This window comes from Brevinematales bacterium (assembly GCA_026415355.1).
Classification (GTDB): domain Bacteria; phylum Spirochaetota; class Brevinematia; order DTOW01; family DTOW01; genus SKYB106.
Genome location: JAOAHF010000028.1, coordinates 1 through 4,477, shown reverse-complemented (window position 1 = coordinate 4,477; position 4,477 = coordinate 1). Strand labels below are relative to the sequence as shown.

Genomic DNA, 4,477 nt, shown 5'->3' with positions numbered 1-4,477 from the left:
CTGTATAGCCTTCCTCCTTCTTCTTGAGCGCTATGTATATTAGAATATCTATAAGTCTTGACAAACCTTCCTGAAATTCATCTTTCGCAAAACTAGGATCATACTTAGCTTCGTGGAAATAACCGCTAACATCAGGAGTAGAGTATAGAACATAACCTTTTTCCTTAAGATACTCCTGTATCGCTATTCTACAGAGTTCATTTGAAGCAGTGTTCGTTCCAAATAGATACACTGATATGTTTGATGGTTTTTTACCATCAACTACTCTTAAGAATGTGTTCAGTTCTGCTGACATTTCCATAGGCTTGGATTTTACTTTTTCTACAACTTTTCTAACCTCTGCTCGATTATCTAATATTTCCTTCCAACGGTTTTCATCAGAGATTTTTATATCTGTGTATAGCCCTTCTTTTGACTTAAGGTTTGTTATTATAGAAACACCACTACTTATTACGTGAAACTCCTTATCTTCCATTCACTACCTCCTTATACCACCTAATACTAAATATCAAATATTCCATATCCTAGAGCAGTTTTTGCTCCTATTCCGTGCTCTTTGAGTGCTTCCTTCAGAAGCAAAGTTGCTTTGTTCAGTAGGCTATCGTCTTTTGAAAGTAAGCAGAATTGAAACTTGGTTTTACCGACTGTCAGGAAGGTTATAGGGTTTGGGCTTTGCCAGTCTGCTGGGGGTTTATCACCAGAATAGTAATCAGGATAGTGTGGGTTCATAATGTCTATTTCTAACTTAATATCATCAACAGGGTAAGCGTCCATAAATATGACTTTGCCTTTTTGCTCTTGAGTCCCGAAGATTTCAACTAAATCAGAGAGTTCTATCTTCTCCTCCTTCCCCACTTTCTTGTCTAATAGTTGTATTGATAGATTACCATATACACTACCTTCTTTAAATCCTCCATCCAATCCTTTTGACAACTGTTCTATTTCCTCGTAGAAGTCAGAGTTTTTTTGAGATGAGATTTTTTGAGATGAGATTTTATCTGCAAAGCAAATTAGGGCATAGTGTCTAGTTATACCTTTCACGGCACTACCGGGTATGTAAGGAATTCCGTATATGTGATGTAGTATCATTGATGTTTCTTGTGGGTGTGATGCTCCAAGCCCTACAACAAGACGCCATTTGGGGATGGCTTCTATGGACTTGTAAGCGTATCCTAAATTCAGAAGAGACTTGATTAAATTTTGAATTCTATCATAGTTTTTTCTCGCTAAATTCTTCAGAGATTGATAACTTTTTGTATTTCCATTGCTAGAAAAGTGATTTTTTATCGCTTCAAGATATTTTGTCTTTTTATCTCTTTCAAAATAGATAAGACCTTGCTGATCTCTCCTATTACCTACTGGCAAATATTTCATAAAAAGTAAGCATAGGTTGAAATCAATATCACTTCTTTCAACAATCTGATACCTATCATACTGCTTGGTAATCACTCCACTTAGAATACTTGAAGTATCACTTGGTGTAAAGAATACATATTTCTCCTCTGGGCGTTCATGACTTCTATTAAATCTTTGATTGTAATTACCTTGAGACCTCATATCTAAACTCCTATTTTCTTATCATCCTTCTATCATTCCTTCCGCAAATCTTTTCAACCATTTAACTAATGACATAAGTTCCCGAGTTGCAATAGAGTATCCGTATGAGTCAAGGGAGATTATCCATTGTATAAGTTCTATGTTGCTTTGATCAAGTCTTATTGCCACGATGTCACTTTTGAAATAATCCTTAAATTGCTCATACAATAACTTATGCACTTCATTTCCACTCTTTTTTGAATATAAAAAGGCAATACTCTGACCAAGCCCACCGTACATTATCATCTGGGGGATTTTTCTTACAAGAGACTTATAATCTTTTGCTTTTCCACTTAATTCCCTTTTAGCACTCTTCACAAACTCATAAGCCTTTTCTGCTATTCCCCTTTCTATCTTTGAAAACAGACTCTGCTCACTCATAGCAACCTCCACAAACTTATTTATTTTGATTTTGATGCGGATAAAAATTTACTCTAACGAACCCTTTACCAGTAGTAGCATTTCCCCCAACCTGGATAACCCCAATTTCAGACAGCTTAGATACAAAAGTATTATGTAGATTGGAACCATTATTAGGTTGACTCCCAGGATTTCTTGCATCTGTAAACATAACTAACGAATATAGAATGGTATCCTGTGGAAGATATTCTTCTATCCATAATCCGCCTTCTTCAGCAGTTCCAGTTTTATCAGAAATTCTAACCCTAGTTACTACCTCTGTTGAATTACTGACAAATTGGGCGAAAGTGTCATTATCCACTATCACCAAATCATTATTCAATTTTGACCTCCAAAATTCATAAGATGGATCGCTTGGAAAAATGTTTTTAGATAACCATTCTGCAACTTTGTCAGCCTCTTTAGATTCAGAGTCTTTTACCTCAATTGAAAACTCTTCTAGAACTATCTTTTTAGAGTTTTCAGAGTTTATCAATACTCCACACCTACTAGTAATCTTTGCTCCTGGAGAATTATCAAGACTTGCAAACTCGTTAATAGGAATTTGAAGTTCGTCAGTAGGATTTTCAGGTTTCGTGTTCTTGTTTATCATCATAAGATCCCTAACAAACCTCTCAATGACCATCGGGCAAGTAATCCAAGCAAAAACTCCCTTTAAGGATTTTACAGGGAAGAGTAGTATTCTAGCATCAGTTACCGCCATTGCACCAGCATAATCTCCACTACTTTCAGGACCGAATATCGCATTAATTATTGTCTGTTCTACACCAGAATCTCTAAATGCATCTCTCAAACATCCTTTCAGTCCAGAACTCTCAATCTTTGGAAAGTTGGTGTGTCTTTCTCTCTGGATAGGTAGGTCAATGACCCCTACTTCACTGCCACTCCCCGCATGAACGGGAGTCTCGGCAATCAGAAACATAATCTTCTTTTCTTTAAACATAAGCACCTCCAAATCCATACCTTCTATTTAATTTCTACTTCAACTATACTTCGTGAAAGACTACAATCAAAATCTTTCACATAGGAATCAGCATAGTATTTATACTTCTTACTACAAACTCCTTGTGGAACCTGTGGATTGTCTTCTAGGTATCTTATATACTTGTCATGATTGTCAAAAGCTTCGTATATACATAACTCTTCATTCTTACTAAGTTGATTATTTACATAGTAGTAGAATATCCTAATAGGATTATTACCATCATCATAAACCATATGATTACCCTTGTGTTCAGTTTTTGAGATTCTAATCTGTTTATTAAAGAATTTGTCAAGAATATCTAGAAGTCCTTTAGAAGATAGTATCTTATTTACCACATTGTCATTTGACCAGAAATAATGAACATTCTCTTTGTATTTCTCAAATAGTATCTTACCAATAGGATTAAGTTCCATCAACTCACCATCTTTTTCTTGGTAATGCCAAACTACGAAAGAAAAGTCTTCGTAAAAACTAGAGGATAGTATTTTTGCTATCTCACCTCTGTCATCTAATCCCTTATCTAACTTCTCAAAATAAGAATAGTATCTGTCTATTTTACAAATATCAAAACACTTACTTGAGATAGGCATTTTTGGTATCTTTATCAAAGTATCAGTATTTTCGTAGATGTAGTAGATGTCACAACCGTTGAGTTGCCCAAGTATTGTTAGAAACGGTATAGAAGACTTGTATCCGCCAGTTATGTTAATGATTACATTATCCCAGTATTCCTCTACTATGCTATATACTTCACTTATCAGGTTTGCCATACCCCTGTTAAACTTCTTCTGATCTATAACCTGCAGATGTTGAATAACTTTTACTTCTATCTTCCGAATTTCTACTCCTTTAGAGTTGTTGTCGTAGGTTTGATGTAAAGCTTTCTCTACAAGTTCAGATGCTAACCGACCTGATAATGTATCAGAAGATAGAAGGTATATAAGGAATTCTCTTTCTCCATTCTTTAGTTCAATATCAATTATCTTGGATATACTCTTTAATTCTGCTGAAATTGAGTCTAGACTGGATTGCTTCTGTATATATTGTTTCAACTTGTTTCTAACAACATTAGTCCTCATGGTTTCAGAACTTTCCCTGGAATTCCCTTGCTGATCGTAGTAGGTTTGCGTAGAAAGATGATCAATTGTATCTTTTATTGAAGCATCTTTAGTAAGTTTAACATAATTCTCAAATATTGATGTTCCAACTGTTGTTATCAACTTTTTCATAAGCCTACCTCCTTACCTCAAGGTTTAACTATCCCTACAAAAGAAAGACCGAACCCTTTTTCTCTCTCTACATCAGATATGTTTTTAAAGTGAAAATAGTCTAATATATCCTTCCAACTACACTTATTTAGCACTCTAAAGTAATACACACTCCCAGCAGGAATTGCCTTATACATTGGCTTAGGTGATCTATTCAACATATCCCAACCACCTATTCTTATAGGCTTTCCAATGACACAAGCAGTAA

At 35.1% G+C, this 4,477-nt stretch carries 6 protein-coding genes; all 6 read right to left on the bottom strand.

What is annotated here, in order from left to right; genetic code table 11:
- Positions 1 to 475 (bottom strand): hypothetical protein (locus tag N2712_07770; GenBank protein ID MCX8029873.1); only part of this gene is annotated, 475 nt, incomplete at its 3' end.
- A 26-nt stretch (positions 476 to 501) separates the two neighbouring features.
- Complete coding sequence (gene cmr6, locus N2712_07765; protein ID MCX8029872.1) at positions 502 to 1,557, bottom strand: type III-B CRISPR module RAMP protein Cmr6; 1,056 nt, start codon at positions 1,555 to 1,557, stop codon at positions 502 to 504.
- A 21-nt stretch (positions 1,558 to 1,578) separates the two neighbouring features.
- Positions 1,579 to 1,977: a type III-B CRISPR module-associated protein Cmr5 gene (gene cmr5, locus N2712_07760; protein MCX8029871.1), complete on the bottom strand. Its 399-nt coding sequence runs from the start codon at positions 1,975 to 1,977 to the stop codon at positions 1,579 to 1,581.
- Between the two features lie 16 nt (positions 1,978 to 1,993).
- Positions 1,994 to 2,959: a type III-B CRISPR module RAMP protein Cmr4 gene (gene cmr4 / locus N2712_07755; protein MCX8029870.1), complete on the bottom strand. Its 966-nt coding sequence runs from the start codon at positions 2,957 to 2,959 to the stop codon at positions 1,994 to 1,996.
- A 23-nt stretch (positions 2,960 to 2,982) separates the two neighbouring features.
- On the bottom strand, positions 2,983 to 4,230 hold the full coding sequence (locus N2712_07750) for a putative CRISPR-associated protein (GenBank protein MCX8029869.1): 1,248 nt from the start codon (positions 4,228 to 4,230) through the stop codon (positions 2,983 to 2,985).
- 17 nt (positions 4,231 to 4,247) lie between these two features.
- On the bottom strand, positions 4,248 to 4,477 hold a 230-nt coding region (locus tag N2712_07745; GenBank protein MCX8029868.1), incomplete at its 5' end, for a hypothetical protein.